The sequence below is a fragment of the Sinisalibacter aestuarii genome (assembly GCF_027923545.1).
GTDB classification, from domain to species: Bacteria; Pseudomonadota; Alphaproteobacteria; order Rhodobacterales; family Rhodobacteraceae; genus Sinisalibacter; species Sinisalibacter aestuarii.
Map to the genome: position 1 here is coordinate 24380 of NZ_BROH01000009.1, position 13190 is coordinate 37569.

At 66.7% G+C, this 13190-nt stretch carries 14 protein-coding genes; 10 read left to right on the forward strand and 4 right to left on the reverse strand.

Going from position 1 to position 13190, the window contains the following annotated elements:
• Positions 1 to 4: 4 nt before the first annotated feature.
• Positions 5 to 895: a YicC/YloC family endoribonuclease gene (locus QMG28_RS14370; RefSeq protein WP_281843010.1), complete on the reverse strand. Its 891-nt coding sequence runs from the start codon at positions 893 to 895 to the stop codon at positions 5 to 7.
• Between the two features lie 171 nt (positions 896 to 1066).
• On the opposite strand from QMG28_RS14370, the gene QMG28_RS14375 reads away from it, so the two are divergent.
• Positions 1067 to 1723 carry a PAS domain-containing protein gene (locus QMG28_RS14375; RefSeq protein ID WP_281843011.1) on the forward strand — a complete coding sequence of 219 codons (657 nt, stop codon included), beginning with the start codon at positions 1067 to 1069 and terminating at the stop codon, positions 1721 to 1723.
• A 69-nt stretch (positions 1724 to 1792) separates the two neighbouring features.
• Here QMG28_RS14375 and QMG28_RS14380 read toward each other — a convergent pair whose 3' ends face one another.
• Positions 1793 to 3166 carry a class II 3-deoxy-7-phosphoheptulonate synthase gene (locus QMG28_RS14380; protein WP_281843012.1) on the reverse strand — a complete coding sequence of 458 codons (1374 nt, stop codon included), beginning with the start codon at positions 3164 to 3166 and terminating at the stop codon, positions 1793 to 1795.
• A 206-nt stretch (positions 3167 to 3372) separates the two neighbouring features.
• Here QMG28_RS14380 and QMG28_RS14385 point away from each other — a divergent pair, with 206 nt between their 5' ends.
• Both QMG28_RS14385 and QMG28_RS14390 read left to right on the forward strand, forming a co-directional pair.
• Positions 3373 to 4338, forward strand: coding sequence for a GlxA family transcriptional regulator (locus QMG28_RS14385; RefSeq protein WP_281843013.1), 966 nt, complete (start codon positions 3373 to 3375; stop codon positions 4336 to 4338).
• Entirely contained in the window at positions 4335 to 4847 is a 513-nt protein-coding gene (locus QMG28_RS14390; RefSeq protein WP_281843014.1) for a GNAT family N-acetyltransferase, read from the forward strand. The genes QMG28_RS14385 and QMG28_RS14390 overlap by 4 nt, the downstream gene beginning before the upstream one ends.
• Here QMG28_RS14390 and QMG28_RS14395 read toward each other — a convergent pair.
• On the reverse strand, positions 4831 to 5955 hold the full coding sequence (locus tag QMG28_RS14395; protein WP_281843015.1) for a PQQ-dependent sugar dehydrogenase: 1125 nt from the start codon (positions 5953 to 5955) through the stop codon (positions 4831 to 4833). The genes QMG28_RS14390 and QMG28_RS14395 overlap by 17 nt on opposite strands.
• A gap of 157 nt (positions 5956 to 6112) precedes the next feature.
• Between QMG28_RS14395 and QMG28_RS14400 the strand changes: the two genes are divergently transcribed.
• From QMG28_RS14400 to QMG28_RS14430, 7 genes are all read left to right on the forward strand, one after another.
• Positions 6113 to 7288: an ABC transporter substrate-binding protein gene (locus tag QMG28_RS14400; protein ID WP_281843016.1), complete on the forward strand. Its 1176-nt coding sequence runs from the start codon at positions 6113 to 6115 to the stop codon at positions 7286 to 7288.
• Positions 7289 to 7362: 74 nt separating this feature from the next.
• On the forward strand, positions 7363 to 8151 hold the full coding sequence (locus QMG28_RS14405; RefSeq protein ID WP_281843017.1) for an ABC transporter ATP-binding protein: 789 nt from the start codon (positions 7363 to 7365) through the stop codon (positions 8149 to 8151).
• The gene (locus tag QMG28_RS14410; RefSeq protein ID WP_281843018.1) at positions 8148 to 8975 is read left to right on the forward strand and encodes an ABC transporter ATP-binding protein; all 828 of its coding nucleotides are present in this window, start codon (positions 8148 to 8150) and stop codon (positions 8973 to 8975) included. Before QMG28_RS14405 ends, QMG28_RS14410 begins: the two co-directional genes overlap by 4 nt.
• Positions 8976 to 8978: 3 nt before the next feature.
• Positions 8979 to 9344: a hypothetical protein gene (locus QMG28_RS14415; protein ID WP_281843019.1), complete on the forward strand. Its 366-nt coding sequence runs from the start codon at positions 8979 to 8981 to the stop codon at positions 9342 to 9344.
• Positions 9344 to 10354 carry a branched-chain amino acid ABC transporter permease gene (locus QMG28_RS14420; RefSeq protein ID WP_281843020.1) on the forward strand — a complete coding sequence of 337 codons (1011 nt, stop codon included), beginning with the start codon at positions 9344 to 9346 and terminating at the stop codon, positions 10352 to 10354. The genes QMG28_RS14415 and QMG28_RS14420 overlap by 1 nt, the downstream gene beginning before the upstream one ends.
• Positions 10351 to 11670, forward strand: a complete 1320-nt coding sequence (locus tag QMG28_RS14425) for a branched-chain amino acid ABC transporter permease (protein WP_281843021.1) — start codon at positions 10351 to 10353, stop codon at positions 11668 to 11670. Before QMG28_RS14420 ends, QMG28_RS14425 begins: the two co-directional genes overlap by 4 nt.
• Positions 11667 to 12269: a nucleotidyltransferase family protein gene (locus QMG28_RS14430; RefSeq protein WP_281843022.1), complete on the forward strand. Its 603-nt coding sequence runs from the start codon at positions 11667 to 11669 to the stop codon at positions 12267 to 12269. The genes QMG28_RS14425 and QMG28_RS14430 overlap by 4 nt, the downstream gene beginning before the upstream one ends.
• 95 nt (positions 12270 to 12364) lie before the next feature.
• Here the strand turns inward: QMG28_RS14430 and QMG28_RS14435 are convergent, their stop codons facing one another.
• Complete coding sequence (locus tag QMG28_RS14435) at positions 12365 to 13075, reverse strand: Hint domain-containing protein (RefSeq protein WP_281843023.1); 711 nt, start codon at positions 13073 to 13075, stop codon at positions 12365 to 12367.
• Positions 13076 to 13190 lie beyond the last annotated feature (115 nt).

Below are 13190 nucleotides of genomic sequence, written 5' to 3' on the forward strand. Positions count from 1 at the left end.
TCCCCTATTCCACGTTCTGAACCTGTTCGCGCATCTGGTCGATCACCGCCTTGAGATCGAGCCCGATGCGGGTCAGTTCCTGGTATTGCGATTTCGAACACAGCGTGTTGGCCTCGCGGTTGAACTCCTGCATCAGAAAGTCGAGCTTGCGCCCGCGCGCCTCTTCGCCCGCCAGCAGGGAGCGGGCCTGGGCGACATGGGCGCGCAGCCGGTCGATCTCTTCGCGCACGTCGGATTTGACCGCGATCAGCGCCAGTTCCTGCGCCACCCGGTCGGCATCGGCGCCGTCGGTATTGTCGATCACCCGGGCGAGCGCGCTTTGCAGCGCCTCGGCCTGCGCCTCGCGCCGGCCCTCGATGGCGACGCCTGCGTCGCCCACCAGCGCCTCGACCTGGGCAAGCTGATCGGTGAGGATCGCGCCGAGCGCCGCGCCTTCATGGGCGCGCATCGCGTTGAACGCATCGAGCAGCGCCGGCAGATCGGCGATCAGCGCCTTGGCCAGCGGCGCGGTATCGTCCTCCTGCGGCGCGGCGTCGATCACCCCGCGCATGGCAGCGATATCCACGGCGGAAGGCCGCGCCAGCTCCATCCCCCGCGCCTCGGCGGCATGGGTGATCTCGGCGATCAGCGCCAGCGTGCGCTCCAGCGCCACAGGGTCGAGCGCCAGCCCCCCCGCCTCGGCCTCGCGGCTGACCCTGAGCCCGAGCGAGACATTGCCGCGCGCCACCGCCGCGCCCACCGCCTTGCGCACCGGCTGCTCCAGCCCGTCGATCCATTCCGGCAGCTTGAGCCGCACATCGAGCCCGCGCGCATTCACCGCGCGGATGTCCCACACCCAGCTCCAGGGGCCGAACTGCCCTTTCAGCGAGGCGAAGCCGGTCATCGAATGGATCATCGCGGACCCCCTTGGAGGTTAACCATTTGTTCAGAATTCGCCCCCGCCGGGAGCCGCTTGTGGCACTATAGGGCATCGGCGCCGTGGCCGGTCTTTCGTTAACAGACGGGCTACGGCGGGGCAACATCGCGGGCGGGTCCGGGGGGACCGCCCCAGCGCAAGGGGGCCGTCATGGCACATGGCTATTGGAAGGGCGACAAGGTGGTCGAGATCGCGCCGCTGCGGCGGCGGGCACTGTTCCCCGCGCTTGGCCGGGTCGAAAGCTACTGGGAGGGGCTGCGCGACGGGCGGCTCATGCCCATGCGCAGCGAGGTCGATCCGCGCGGCATCGCCGATATGCTCGAATATGCCTTCATCCTCGAAAGGATCGCTCCTGGCCTTGCCCGGCTGCGGCTCGCGGGGATGCATCTGAACGACCTGATGGCGATGGAGGTGCGGGGGATGCCGCTGACGGCGATGCTCCTGCCAGATGCGCGGCGCGAGATGCAGCGGGTGCTGGAGGCTGTGCTCGACACGCCCGCCGCCACGCGGCTCACGCTCGCCGGCGATACCGGCTTTGGCCGCGCACCGCTTGAGGCGCAGATGATCCTGCTGCCGCTGCGCGACGATCACGGGCGGGCCAGCCGCATCCTCGGCGCGCTGCAAAGCCGGGGCGAGATCGGGCGCGGCCCGCGCCGCTTTGCCATCCGCGATGTGGAGACCAAGCCGCTGACCGGCGCGGTGCGCGCAACGCACCCGGCTGCCGACACCCCGCGCCCCATGCCGCAGGCCGCAAAGCAGCCCGCACCGGGCCATCTGCGCCTGGTCCACGACGCGACCGACGCCTGACTCCGCCCGGCAACGAAAAACCCCGGGCGCCTGGCCCGGGGTTTGTCACGATTGCATGTGGCGTGGCGCTCAGCCCGCCGCCGCCTGCCCCGGCGCGGCATTGTTCTCGCGCGCCAGTTCCTCGGCGACGAGGAAGGCCAGCTCCAGCGATTGCGAGGCGTTCAGGCGCGGATCGCAGACCGTGCGATACCGGTCCGAAAGATCCTCGTCCGATACCGCCGTCACGCCGCCGGTGCATTCGGTCACGTCCTGGCCGGTCATCTCGAAATGCACGCCGCCGGGGATGGTGCCCATCGCGCGGTGCACGGCGAAGAACTCCTGCACCTCCGACAGCACCCGGTCGAACGGCCGGGTCTTGAAGCCGGTGGCCGATTTGATCGTGTTGCCGTGCATCGGGTCGCAGGACCAGACCACCTCGGCGCCCTCTTCCTGCACCGCCTCGATCAGACGCGGCAGGTGCTTGTCCACCTCGCCCGCGCCGAAGCGCGCGATCAGGGTGAGACGGCCCGGCTCGTTCTTCGGGTTCAGCTTTTCCATCAGCACCTTGAGGTCGTCCTTGGTGGTGCTGGGGCCGGTCTTGAGGCCGATCGGGTTGATCACGCCACGGGCGAATTCCACATGCGCGCCATCGGGCTGGCGGGTGCGGTCGCCGATCCAGAGCATGTGGCCCGAGCCCGCCACCACCTGGCCGGTGGTGCTGTCGATGCGGGTCAGCGCCTCTTCATATTCCAGAAGCAGGCTCTCATGGCTCACGTAGAAATCCACCATCTGCAGCGCATGGGTGGTCTCGCCGGTGATACCGGCGGCCTGCATGAAGGCCAGCGTGTCGGAAATCCGCTCGGCCATCTCGCGGTAGCGCTCCGACTCGTCGCGCTCGGTAAAGCCCAGCGTCCAGCTATGCACCTGATGCACGTCGGCATAGCCGCCGGTCGAGAAGGCGCGCAGCAGGTTCAGCGAGGCCGCCGACTGGGTGTAGGCCTGCAACATCTTGTCGGGATCGGGCATCCGCGCCTCGGGCGTGGCCGCCAGCGCGTTGATGATGTCACCCCGGTAGGAGGGCAGCTCGACGCCGCCGATCGTCTCGAACGGGGCCGAGCGCGGCTTGGCGAATTGCCCCGCCATCCGGCCCACCTTGATCACCGGCACCTTGGCGCCATAGGTCAGCACCATCGCCATCTGCAACAGCACCTTGAACGTGTCGCGGATCACATCGGCGGAAAATTCGGCAAAGCTCTCGGCGCAATCGCCGCCTTGCAGCAGAAAAGCCTCGCCGCGCGCCGCTTTCGCAAGCTCCGCCTTCAGCCGCCGGGCCTCGCCTGCAAAGACGAGCGGCGGATATTTGGCAAGCTGCTTCTCAACAGCCCCGAGCGCACCTGCGTCGGGATAGTCGGGCATTTGCACCCTGGGCAGGGAGCGCCAGGAAGATTTCGTCCACTCGGTCATCGCCGTCTCCGTTCGGTCTTGCGCGCCGCTGTCAGCGGGCACGTCAACTGCGGTCCGGGTCATATAGACCGCACCCGCCGCAGGTGCAAAAGAAACTTGCCCGATCTTGCGCCTTGCCGCCAAAGCTGGTCAGGTCTTTGCCACCAGGCAGGACGGGGAGAGCTGGGCCGGTGAGTCGGACAAGCGAAACGAACGGGCAGACGGGCATGACCGCGCGGCGCTTCGTCTTCGTGCTGCTCGATCAGTTCACCCTGCTGTCCTTCGCCGGTGCGGTCGACGCGCTGCGCCTCGCCAACCGGGCGCTCGGCTACACCGCCTATACCTGGCTTCTGGCCGGAGAAAGCGGCGACTGGGTCGAAAGCTCCAACGGCACCCGCGTCGCGGTGGATATCGGGCTGGACGAGCTGCGCCATTCCGACACCGTGATCGTGGCGGGTGGCGAGGATGTGCAGGAACATTCGACCAGGGCGATCCTCAACTGGCTGAGGCGCGAGGCGCGGCGCGGCGCGCGCATAGGCGCCTTCTGCACCGGCGCGCATACGCTGGCCAAGGCCGGGCTGCTCGACGGCAAGCGCGCGACGATCCACTGGGAAAACCACGATGGCTTTGCCGAGGATTTCCCCGATGTCGACCTTACCCGCTCGGTCTATGTGATCGACGGCAACCGGATGACCACGGCGGGCGGCACCGCCTCGATCGACCTCATGCTCACGCTCGTGGCGCAGGATCACGGGCCGGAAGTGGCCAATGCGGTGGCCGACCAGCAGATCTACACCACCATCCGCACCGACCGCGACCAGCAGCGCCTCTCGGTGCCCACCCGGATCGGCGTGCGCCACCCCAAGCTGGCCCAGGTGATCCACGAGATGGAAGCCAATATCGAAGAGCCGGTCAGCCCGGCGGAACTGGCCAAACAGGTGGGCCTGTCGACCCGCCAGCTTGAGCGGCTGTTTCGCCGGTACCTCAACCGTTCGCCGAAGCGCTATTACATGGAGCTGCGGCTCGGCAAGGCGCGCAACCTCTTGATGCAGACCGATATGAGCGTGATCAACGTGGCGCTGGCCTGCGGCTTCACCTCACCCTCGCATTTCTCCAAATGCTACCGCGCGCATTACGAAACCACCCCCTACCGCGAGCGCGGCAGCCATTCCGGCGCGCGCGCCGAACCGTGATCCGCACCGAACGGCTGCTGTTGCGCCCCGTCGAAGAGCGCGATCTCGACGATCTTTTCGCGGTCTATTCCAACCCGCAGGCGATGCGCTACTGGTCGCGCCCGCCCCATGAGAGCCGCGAGGTCACGCAAGCACGGATGCAGGGGCTGCGCGCCTCGCTGGCCGAAACCGGCTCGGAATTCGTCATCGACCGTGGCGGGCGGGTCATCGGGCGCGCCGGGGTCTGGCGGATCGCCGAAATCGGCTACATCCTGCATCCCGATTTCTGGCGCCGCGGGATCATGCACGAAGCGTTGAGCGCGCTGATCCCGCACGCATTTCGTCAGCTTGAGCAGATCGACGCGCTCACCGCCGAGATCGACCCGCGCAATATCGCCTCGGCCCGGCTGCTCGCAAAGCTCGGCTTTCATGAGACCCATCGCGCCGCGAACACCATCGAGGTGGGCGGCGAATGGTGCGATTCCAGCTATTGGCGGCTCGCCCGGCCTGCGCTCACTCCGCCGGGCTGATGCGGTAGACCGCATCCGAGTATTCGGCGAGAAACCAGATCGAGCCGTCCGGCGCCTCGCGCACATCCCGAACGCGCCCCGTCTCTTCCGCGTGCAGTTCTTCCTCGTCCCATGTCTCGGGATCGAGCACCGCGATATAGTCGAATTTCAGGCTGCCGATCAGAAAGGCGCCGCGCCATTCGGGCCAGAGCGCGCCGGAATAGACGGTAAAGCCAGACGGCGCGATGGAAGGATCCCAGTAATATTCCGGCTGGGCCATCCCCTCGCGTTCGGTCCCCATGCCGATCTTCGAGCCGCTGTAGTTCAGCCCGTAGGCGATCACCGGCCAGCCGTAATTCACCCCCGGTTCGATGCGATTCACCTCGTCGCCGCCCATCGCCCCGTGCTCCACCGCCCAGAGCTGCCCCTCACCGTCGAGCGCGGCGCCCTGCGGATTGCGGTGACCGTAGCTCCAGATCGCCGCCGCCGCGCCGCCCTCGCTCGCGAAGGGATTGTCATCGGGCAGGCTGCCATCGCGTTCGAGCCGCACGATGCTGCCATTATGGCGGCTGAGATCCTGCGCCAGGTTCCGGTCACCGCGATCGCCGATGGTGAGAAACAGCCGCCCGTCCGGCGCCTCGACGATCCGGCTGCCGAAATGCTCGCCGCGATCGTCGCTCGCCGTCATTTCGAAGATCACGTCGAGATCCTCCAGCGCGTCGCCCGCCTCGTTCAGCCGGCCAACGGCGAGCGCGGTGCCCGCGCCCCCCTCCTGCGGCTTGGAAAAGCTCAGAAATACCTCGCGGCTCTCGGCAAAATCGCGCGGCACCATCACGTCGAGCAGGCCGCCCTGACCCAGCGCCCAGACCTCGGGCGTGCCCGACACCTCGCGCCGCTCACCGTCCCTATCAAAATGCCACAGCCGCCCGTCGCGCTCGGTGACGAGAAAGCCGCCATCGGGCAGAAAGGCGAGCGCCCAGGGCACGTCAAGCCCGTCGGCGACACGCTCCACCTTCACGGTGCCCGCCCGCGTCTCGATCGTACCCGCCGAAAGCGGCGCGGCGAGGGCGAGCAGCAGCGCCGGGAGAGCCGGGGCGGCGAAACGGAGGATGGGCGATACAGCAGCCATGCCCGGCAACCTGCCGTAAGGGCAGCCGCGGCGCAACGCCGCCCACGCGAAAGTGACTGAAAAGCCAATCGCAATACCCCACGTTGAAAGGCTTTTCTTTTTGATCAGAAACGCTAGGCTGAGGGCCGGAGTTTTTGTCCAACTTTGGGAGACACACATGAAGAAGCTGCTTATGGCGAGTGCCGCGTCGGCGCTTATGGCGACCGGCGCCTATGCCGAGGATATCAAGATGGGCGTGCTGCTGGCCTTTACCGGCCCGCTCGAATCCCTCGCTCCGGCGATTGCCGATGGCGCCGAGCTCGCTTTCACCGAAGCGACGGCGGGCGGCAAGTTCCTCGATGGCACCACGGTCACGCCGGTGCGCGCGGACTCGACCTGCATCGACAGCGCCGCCGCCACCGCCGCCGCCGAACGTCTGATCACCGCCGATGGGGTGAAGGGCATTGTCGGCGCGATGTGCTCGGGCGCCACCGGCGCCGTGCTGGCCAACGTTGCCATGCCCAACGGCATGGTCATGATCTCGCCCTCCGCCACCTCGCCCGCGCTCTCGACCGTCGAGGATAACGGCCTGTTCTTCCGCACCGCGCCGTCGGATGCGCGTCAGGGCGAAGTGATGGCCGATATCCTGATGGAAAAGGGCATCACCTCGGCCGCCGTGACCTATACGAACAACGACTACGGCAAGGGCCTTTCGGACAGCTTCGCCGCTGCCTTCGAGGCCAAGGGCGGCACGATCACCATCAACGCCGCGCATGAAGACGGCAAAGCCGACTACTCGGCCGAAGTGGGCGCGCTCGCCTCGGCGGGCGGCGACATTCTCGTCGTCGTCGGCTATGTCGACCAGGGCGGCTCGGGCGTTATCCAGGGCGCGCTCGACACCGGCGCCTTCGACATGTTCCAACTGCCCGACGGCATGGTCTCGGTCACGCTGGAAGAACGCTTCGGCAGCGATATCGACGGCTCCTTCGGCCAGATCCCGGGCTCGCCCGCGGCCGAAAGATTTGCCGAAATCGTCGGCGGCGCCTTCGACGCCACCTCGACCTATGCCGATACCGGCTACGACGCCGCGGCGCTGATCCTGCTGGCGATGCAGGCTTCGGGCTCGACCGATCCGGCCGTCTACAAGGATGCGGTGATGAATGTCGCCAACGCGCCGGGCGAGGAAATCTACCCCGGCGAGCTTGAAAAGGCGATGGATATCCTCGCCGCGGGCGGTGACATCGACTATGTCGGCGCCTCTGCGGTGGAGCTTGTCGGCCAGGGCGAGAGCGCCGGCTCCTATCGGATGATCGAGATCCAGGACGGCAAGATCGTCAACGTCGGATATCAGTGAGCCGCGACGGAGACTTGCGAATCGCACAGCCCGGGGCCATCACCCCGGGCTGTGTCACATAAAGGGGTGGACGTGTGATCAAGGTCGAGAACCTGCACAAGCATTTCGGCGGTTTCCATGCCGTCGACGGGGCGTCTCTGGAAATCGCGAAAGGCTCGATCACCGGGCTGATCGGCCCGAACGGCGCCGGAAAGACCACACTTTTCAACGTTGTGGCGGGGGTTCTTCAACCAACCTCCGGGCGCGTGACGATGGAGGGCGAGGATATCACCGGCCTCGCGCCGCACGAGCTGTTCCACAAGGGGCTGCTGCGCACCTTCCAGATCGCCCATGAATTCGGCTCGATGTCCTGCCGCGAAAACCTGATGATGGTGCCCGGCGATCAGGCCGGCGAAAGGCTGTGGGACACCTGGTTCGGCCGCAGGCGCATCGCCGAGGAAGAGCGCGCGCTGAAGGCCAGGGCCGACGAGGTGCTGGAATTTCTCACCATCGAACATCTGGCCGACCACAAGGCAGGCCAGGTCTCGGGCGGGCAGAAGAAACTGCTGGAGCTTGGCCGCACGATGATGGTGGATGCGCGCATCGTCTTCCTCGACGAGGTGGGCGCGGGCGTGAACCGCACCCTGCTCAACACCATCGGCGACGCGATCATCCGGCTCAACAAGGAGCGCGGCTATACCTTCGTGGTGATCGAGCACGATATGGATTTCATCGAGCGGCTCTGCGATCCGGTGATCTGCATGGCCGAGGGCAAGGTGCTGGCCGAGGGCACGCTGGCCGAGATCAAGGCCAACGAACAGGTGATCGAGGCCTATCTCGGCACCGGCTCCAAGCACAAGAAAACGGCGGAGGAAGACGCATGAGCAGACCCTTCGACGACAAAGGCTATAACCGCGATGCGTCGATCGTGAACCCGAAGGGCCAGGGCGAGCTGACGCCAGGGCCCCAGCACGGCAAGGCCCGCCCCGCCCCCGGCGGCCCCTTCCTGATCGGCGAAGCGATGACGGGCGGCTATTCCAAATCCGGCCCCGACATCCTGCAAACCTGCACAATCGCCGTCGACAAGGGCGAGATCGGCGTGATCGTCGGCCCCAATGGCGCGGGCAAATCCACCGCCATGCGGGCGCTGTTCGGGATGCTCTACCTGCGCGGCGGATCGGTGCGGCTCGATGGCGAAGACATCACCGAACTCACGCCCCAGGCCCGGGTGGTGAAGGGGATGGGCTTCGTGCCGCAGACGCACAACATCTTCACCTCGATGAGCGTCGAGGAAAACCTCGAAATGGGCGCCTTCATCCGCAAGGACGACATTCGCGAGACGATGGAACAGGTCTATGACCTCTTCCCGATCCTCAGGGAAAAGCGCAACCAGCCGGCGGGCGAGCTTTCGGGCGGCCAGCGCCAGCAGGTGGCGGTGGGCCGCGCGCTGATGACCCGACCCAAGGTGCTGATGCTCGACGAGCCCACCGCCGGCGTCTCGCCCATCGTGATGGACGAGCTGTTCGACCGGATCATCGAAGTGGCCCGGACCGGGCTGCCGGTACTGATGGTCGAGCAGAATGCCCGCCAGGCCCTTGAGATCGCAGACAAAGGCTATGTGCTGGTGCAGGGGGCGAACGCCCATACCGGCACCGGCAAAGACCTTCTGGCCGATCCCGAAGTGCGCCAGAGCTTCCTGGGGGGCTGAAAGATGATCCGGCTGGCCGCCGCCCTTCTCGCCACCGCCACGGCCCCGCTCGCCACCGCCGCCATGGCGGAAGGTGCACGGCTGGTGTTTGACTGCACCGGCGACGATGGCGCCGGGATCTCGTTCATCGTCGCCCCGCTCCACACCGATCCGTCCGGCAAGGGACCGATCGAGGTGACCTATCGCGGCGAAACCTATCCCGGCGTCGCCGCCTCCGATCACGGCCCCTTCCAGTTCGGCACCGATACCGAGCATTTCGCCCTGCTGGTCCACGGCATGACGGAAGACGGGCGGCTGGATATGCAATTGCACCATGCGGGCGCTGGCGGCAGCACCCTCACCCCCTATACCTGCGAGACGAACAGCTGATGGACTTTCTCAACGCCATCGTGGCGCTATCCAATTTCGTGCTGATCCCGGCCGTGGCCTATGGCTCCCAGCTCGCCCTCGGCGCGCTCGGCGTCACGCTGATCTATGGAATCCTGCGCTTTTCCAACTTCGCCCATGGCGACACGATGGCCTTCGGCGCGATGGTGACGATCCTGTTCACCTGGTGGTTCCAGTCGATGGGCCTGCATCTCGGCCCGCTGCCCACCGCGCTCCTCGCCCTGCCCTTCGGCATCCTCGCCACCGCCGCGATGATGCTGGCGACCGACCGGGTGGTCTACCGCTTCTACCGGCGGGTGAAGGCCAAACCGATTGTCTTCGTGATGGCCTCCATCGGCGTGATGTTCATCATGAACGGCGTCGTCCGCTTCATCATCGGCCCGGAAGAGCAGAGCTTTGCCGATGGCGAGCGCTTCATCATCTCGGCGCGCGATTTCAGGGACTGGTCGGGGCTCGACGAAGGGCTGGCCTTCAGAACCTCGCAGGGCATCACCATCGTCACCGCGGTGATCGTGGTCGCTGCATTGTTCTGGTTTCTGAACAACACCCGCACCGGCAAGTCGATGCGCGCCTTTTCCGACAATGAAGACCTTGCGCTGCTCTCGGGGATCAATCCCGAGCGGGTGGTGATGATCACCTGGCTGATCGTCGCCGCGCTGGCCACCATCGCGGGCGTGCTCTACGGGCTCGACAAATCGTTCAAGCCCTTCACCTATTTCCAGCTCCTGCTGCCGATCTTCGCCTCCGCCATCGTCGGCGGCCTCGGCAACCCGCTCGGCGCCATTGCCGGCGGCTTCGTCATCGCCTTTTCGGAAGTGACCGTCACCTATGCCTGGAAGAAGGTGCTGGGCTATCTGATGCCCGAGAGCCTTGAGCCCTCCGGCCTCGTCCAGCTCGTGTCGACCGACTACAAGTTCGCGGTGTCCTTCGCGATCCTCGTGGTGGTGCTCCTGTTCAAACCCACCGGGCTCTTCAAGGGGAAAGCGGTATGAGCGGCGTGAAGATCAACTGGAAGAATATCGGCCTCTTCGCCATCGTCGGCCTGCTCATCCTCTGGACGGGGATGTTCCAGAGCTGGAACGTGGCGCTGGCGATCCTCAATATGGGGCTGATCTCGGCGATCATGGCGCTCGGGGTCAACATGCAATGGGGCTATGCCGGGCTGTTCAATGTCGGCGTGATGGGCTTCGTCGCGCTTGGCGGGCTGGCCGTGGTCATCACCTCCGAGGCGCCGGTGGCCGAAGCCTGGAGCGCCGGGGGCCTGCGGGTGATCCTTGGCCTCGTCTTCGCGGCTGCCGTGCTGATCGGCGCGGTGTTCACCTACCGCCGGATGCGCCCGGGCCGCAGCCGCGCGCTCACCCTTACCGCGATGCTGGTGGTGGGCTTTTTCGTCTACCGCTGGATCTTCGACGCCGGGGTCGATGCGGTCGAAGCGGTCAACCCGGCCGCCACCGGCTTTCTCGGCGGTATGGGCCTGCCGGTGATCCTGGCCTGGCCGGTGGGCGGGCTGCTCGCCGCCGGGGCGGCCTGGGCGATCGGCAAGACCGCGCTCGGGCTGCGCTCGGACTACCTTGCCATCGCCACGCTGGGGATATCCGAGATCGTCATCGCCGTGCTCAAGAACGAAGACTGGCTGGCGCGCGGGGTGAAAAACGTCAACGGGCTCGACCGGCCCTGGCCCGTGCCCTACGAGGTCGACCTGCAGCAAAGCGCCGGATTCCTGAGCTGGGCGCAGAGCTGGGGGATGGACCCGGTCACCGCCTCCGCCATCCTGGTGAAGCTGATCTATGCCGGGCTGTTCATCATCGTGCTCGCCATCCTCATGTGGATGAGCCAGACGGCGCTGAAATCGCCCTGGGGCCGGATGATGCGCGCGATCCGCGATAACGAGACCGCCGCCGAAGCGATGGGCAAGGACGTGACCCGCCGCCACCTGCAGGTGTTCATCCTCGGCTCGGCCGTGGTCGGCATGGCGGGCGCGATGATGACCACCTTGGACGGGCTGCTCACCCCGTCGAGCTACCAGCCGCTGCGCTATACTTTCCTGATCTGGGTGATGGTGATCGTCGGCGGCTCGGGCAATAACTGGGGCTCGATCCTCGGCGGCTTCCTGATCTGGTTTCTCTGGGTGCAGGTGGAACCGCTGGGGCATGGGCTGATGCAGCTTATCACCGCCGGCATGGCCGATGGCTCGGCGCTGAAGGCCCATCTGCTCGCCTCCGCCGCCCATATGCGGCTTTTGACGATGGGGGTGGTGCTGCTGCTCGTGCTCAGGTTCAGTCCACGCGGGCTGATCCCCGAGAAGTGAGCCTGCCGACCATCCTGATCCTCGCCGCCGGCGCCTCGTCGCGGATGGAGGGCGGCGACAAGGTGATGGAGCCGGTGCGCGGGATGGCGCTGCTCGAAGAGCGCGCGCGCGCTGCACTTGGCACCGGCGCGCCGGTGCTGGTGGCGCTGCCGCCCGCCGATGCCTTTCCCGCCCGCTGGGCCGCGCTCGACGATCTGGGCGTGCCCCGGCTGACGGTGCGCAAGGCCGGTGACGGAATGAGCGCGAGCCTGGCCGCCGGGGTCGATGCCCTGGACGACCGGACGCCGGGCGTGATGATCCTGCCCGCCGACATGCCGGACATCACCCGTGACGACATGCGCGCCCTGCTCGACGCCTTCGACGGCAACGCAATCCTGCGCGGCGCGGCAGCCGATGGCAGGCCGGGGCATCCGGTGCTCTTCCCGCGCCGCGACTTTCCGGCGCTTCTGGCGCTGAGCGGCGACACGGGCGCGCGCATGGTGCTGCGGCAGGAGGCGGCGCGGGTGCGGCTGGTGCCCCTGCCCGGCACCCATGCGCTCACCGATCTCGACACGCCCGAAGACTGGCAAAGCTGGCGCGCGGCAAACCCGGAACGCTGACCCGGGTCCCGCCATGCAAACACACGAATGCCGGGGCGCTTACGCATCCCCGGCACCCGCTGTCAGACCAGGCGAAGCCCGGCCAGGAAGCCCGGTCAGATCGAGTCGAGAAGGCTCGCCTCGCGCCCGTCCAGCGTGATGCGGCTGGGCAGATAATTTGCGGCGGTGTTGTCGTAGCGCAGGCGCGGCATCGCCTCGGTGATCGCGTGCCATTCCTCGGGATAGGCCACGCGGATCGACCACATATCGGGCGCGAAGCTCTCCATCCAGAGATTATTCACCCGGATCATGTCGTGCATGTCGAGCAGCAGATGGGTCCAGCGGCCCACGCCGCGCGGCGCGATATCGACACCGTCAAGATGGGTCAGGTCGGCGGTGGCCACCATCACCTCTTCGGCGCCGAAAAGCATGTCGTTCAGCGGGTTGCGCGCCAGCAGGCACTGGCCCGGCGCGAGAATGAGGTTGCCCGCCTCCGGGTTCGACCCCAGCGCACCGGCGCGGATGCGCACCGGGCCGAGCGCGGGCGCATCGCCTTCTGCGGCCTCGATATCTTCATACATCACCGTCGAGGTGCCGACCCAGCGCACCGGCTGCAGGCCGTGATCGCGGGTGACCACCCGGTCGCCCAGCCGCAGATCGCGCGCCAGAACGGGGCCGCGCGCCGTTTCGACCAGGCTGTTCTGAGCCAGGCCCGAGACGGCGAATTCCGGCATTGCCACGGGAGCATTGGCCGAAAGCGATCCGGATTTCAGATCCAGCACGGGCGGCAGATCGTTTTCAAGGGCTGGAGAGCGGAAATGCAGCATGTCTATGGTCCGGTATCTGCGCGTTGTGAACTCTTGCGAGCAATCTACGGGGCAATCGTGCCCAGAATGTGAAAGAAATCCGGAAAATCGCTTGTAACCATGGCGGCAATCCGGG